Annotated in this window: 3 protein-coding genes; 1 reads left to right on the forward strand and 2 read right to left on the reverse strand. The window is 65.1% G+C overall.

The genetic code is table 11. The annotated features are described in order from the left end of the window. Entirely contained in the window at window positions 1-921 is a 921-nt protein-coding gene (locus tag VF662_RS15335) for a polysaccharide deacetylase family protein (protein WP_464142810.1), read from the reverse strand. Window positions 922-1,133: 212 nt separating this feature from the next. Here VF662_RS15335 and VF662_RS15340 point away from each other — a divergent pair, with 212 nt between their 5' ends. Then, complete coding sequence (locus tag VF662_RS15340; protein ID WP_464142811.1) at window positions 1,134-1,535, forward strand: nuclear transport factor 2 family protein; 402 nt, start codon at window positions 1,134-1,136, stop codon at window positions 1,533-1,535. A gap of 65 nt (window positions 1,536-1,600) precedes the next feature. Here the strand turns inward: VF662_RS15340 and VF662_RS15345 are convergent. Further along, window positions 1,601-2,635 (reverse strand): hypothetical protein (locus VF662_RS15345; protein ID WP_464142812.1); only part of this gene is annotated, 1,035 nt, incomplete at its 5' end.

A 2,635-nucleotide genomic window follows, 5' to 3' on the forward strand; every position in this document is an offset into this window, starting at 1 on the left:
CTAGCCGGTTCGGGACATGGGCCCCGGGAGACCCGTCACCAGAGGCGAGCCGCGGTCCACGATTGGCGTATCGCTTCGGTGCTCCAGCACATAGGCGGCGATCTCGTCCTTGCGCGCGAACCAGACGTCGGGTTTGCCGCGGGCATAATCGAGGAAGCGGTCGAGCGACCGGACGCGCGAGGGATGTCCTGAGATGCGGTCGTGGAGGCTGATGACCATCATGCGCCGGCGACGCGCACCCTCCTCGTAAAGCTGGTCGAATTCGTCCCGCAGTGCCTGCTCATATGCAGCCGCGTTCCAGCCCTCGAGCGGGAAGGAGACGACATCGTTCATATGAAACGTGTAGGGCACCGTCACAAAGTCGCGGCCGCGGACCGGTATGATAAACGGCTCGTCCCGGCTGGGCTCGTCGATCTGGTAGATGAAGCCGAGTTCCTGCAGCGTCTCGAGGATATGCACGGAGCTGCGCATCCAGTAGGCGTTCCAGCCAAGGACCGCTTCGCCGGTCGCATGCTGGATCGCCTCAACGCTGTCGGCGATGAACCTCTTCTCTTCATCCCTGCTGAGGAGATAGCTGTTCTCCCACGTACCGCCGTGAGCGGCGGCTTCGTGCCCGCGGCGGACGATCTCCCGAGCGAGCTCCGGGTTGGTCTGAACTGCCCGGCCGACCATGAAGGAGCTGAGCTTGATCTCATGCTTGTTGAGGAGGTCCAGCAGGCGCGGAATGCCTTCATAATAGCCGTAGGCGAAGAAAGCGTTGGTCGGGAGGTCGATGCGCCCGCCGCGGATGGGCTCCGGAATGGCTCCGCCTGCTCCCGAGACCGGCTGGCCTCCGGCTTCGAACATGAGGGACAGGCTCACCGCGAGCCGTGCGCCGCGGGGCCAGAAAGTCCGTTCCTGCTTTTCCATCGGGCCCAGCATGGATCGTCCTCATTTGCGCCGCCCATGAGATTTGTTGCAGCGGCGGGTTAGGGTCACGTGAGCCGTTGCGAAACGTTGTTCGAGCCGCCGGCCGTCCGCTTTCGGGCGTACCCCGGCTTCGTGCCTTCCTGAAAGACCGGCCGGTTCGGTCCGCTTAGCTGTGAGCGAGGGGCCAGAGATGCTGCGCCCGCCTGGCCGGGAGGGGTTGTCGAATGACATTGAGCTATGACGATCGCGATCAGCTTGGGCGCAGTTTTCATGCCTGCCTGTTGTCTCGCGACTGGAAGGCCCTGCGCGCTCTCCTGCACGACGATGCGAGCTGGACCCTTCCAGGCGACAACATGGTCTCGGGCAGCGCCGAGGGCGGAGACGCCGTAGTCGAGCGCGCCCAGCTGATCGCGAGCTACGGGGTCAGGTTCGAGCTACTGCACATTCTCCTGAGCCGTGAGCATATGGCGCTCCTGCTCCACAACACCGCCCGTCGCGGCGATCTCGAACTGGACGAGCATCTCGCGACGGTGTGCCGGCTCCGGGGTAGCCGGATCATCGACATCGAGACCTACCTCTCCGAGGTCCGAGGGATGGACGCTTTCTTCGCTGAGCTTCCGACCTGATCCAGAACCTCCCGGGAGTAGGGCCGTGGCTGGACACGGGCTCGGGCCCTGTCGATCGGAGGCGGTTAGAAGCTGGTCGACACCGTAAGCTCGAAGCGCCGTCGCCGGGGATCCCCATAGTAGCTGTAGCCCGGCGTCTGGGGATCTGCAGTGATGGGCGGGCTCTTGTCCAGCAGGTTCACGATCGCGAAGCCGAGGTCGATGTTCGCTGCCGATGCGCCGCTTCTTGAGAGGGAGAAGCGACGACGGGCACCCACGTCGAGGTAGACCACCGCAGGGATCGATCGCCCGCCTTGGAAGCGTAGGATCTGGGGATTGAACTCGGCCATGGGAGGCGCGGAGTAGGTCGGCCGGTACGCGCCGACATATTGTGCATTGATGCCGAGCTTCAGAGGCCCCTGGGTCCAGTCGATACCGGCATGGCCGCGCCATTCGACCGGCCCGTCGGCATAGCCGGCGCTTTGCACCCACAGGCTCTGGCCGGACCCTCGCCGGCGGAAGGAGGGCAGCCAGGTGGCGCTGCCGTACAGCCGGAAGTCTCCGTTGCGCCCGGCAGCCAGCGGCCAGTCGACCTGGAGGTCGAGCGCATTGACCTTGGACTTGCCGTTATTGACGCCGCGACCGTCGACTTCAATCACGACGCCGCCGGTGAAGCCGAGCGCCCGATCGGCGTCCGACAGCGGGTTGCGGAGGATCCGCGGCGAGTCAAAGCCGATCTCCGCCAGCAGGCCGGGCAAGTTGGCGAGCGCGCTTTGCTGCTCGAAGAAGATGAAGCTCAGCGCGAATGGCTCGCGCATCTTGCTGATCCGAGAGTAATCGAGCGAGATTCGCGGTCCGCTCCGTCCCTGAGGGTTGAGGATCGCTCCAATGGAGATCGTCCGTGCCTTTTCCGGCGGTGATTCCGGCACGCCTCCGTAGACGAGCCTGAAGAACCGCTCGCTCCCGATCGGTCGCCCGCCCCGCAATGGGTCGGCGAGCGCGGTGTTCTGAACCCTGAAGAAGTCGGCGCTGGAGCGGAGATCGGCGATCGTCGGCGGCACCTCGCCGGTGGCAATGCTGCCGCGGAGCATCAGGAGAGGCGCGGGAAAGAAGCGCAGGCC

It is taken from the genome of Allosphingosinicella sp. (assembly GCF_036387215.1).
Lineage (GTDB): Bacteria > Pseudomonadota > Alphaproteobacteria > Sphingomonadales > Sphingomonadaceae > Allosphingosinicella.

Excerpts from the sequence above, each read along its gene's own strand:
- VF662_RS15335 (WP_464142810.1), bottom strand. The coding sequence starts at position 921 with ATGCTGGGCCCGATGGAAAAGCAGGAACGGACTTTCTGGCCCCGCGGC.
- VF662_RS15340 (WP_464142811.1), top strand. The coding sequence starts at position 1,134 with ATGACATTGAGCTATGACGATCGCGATCAGCTTGGGCGCAGTTTTCAT.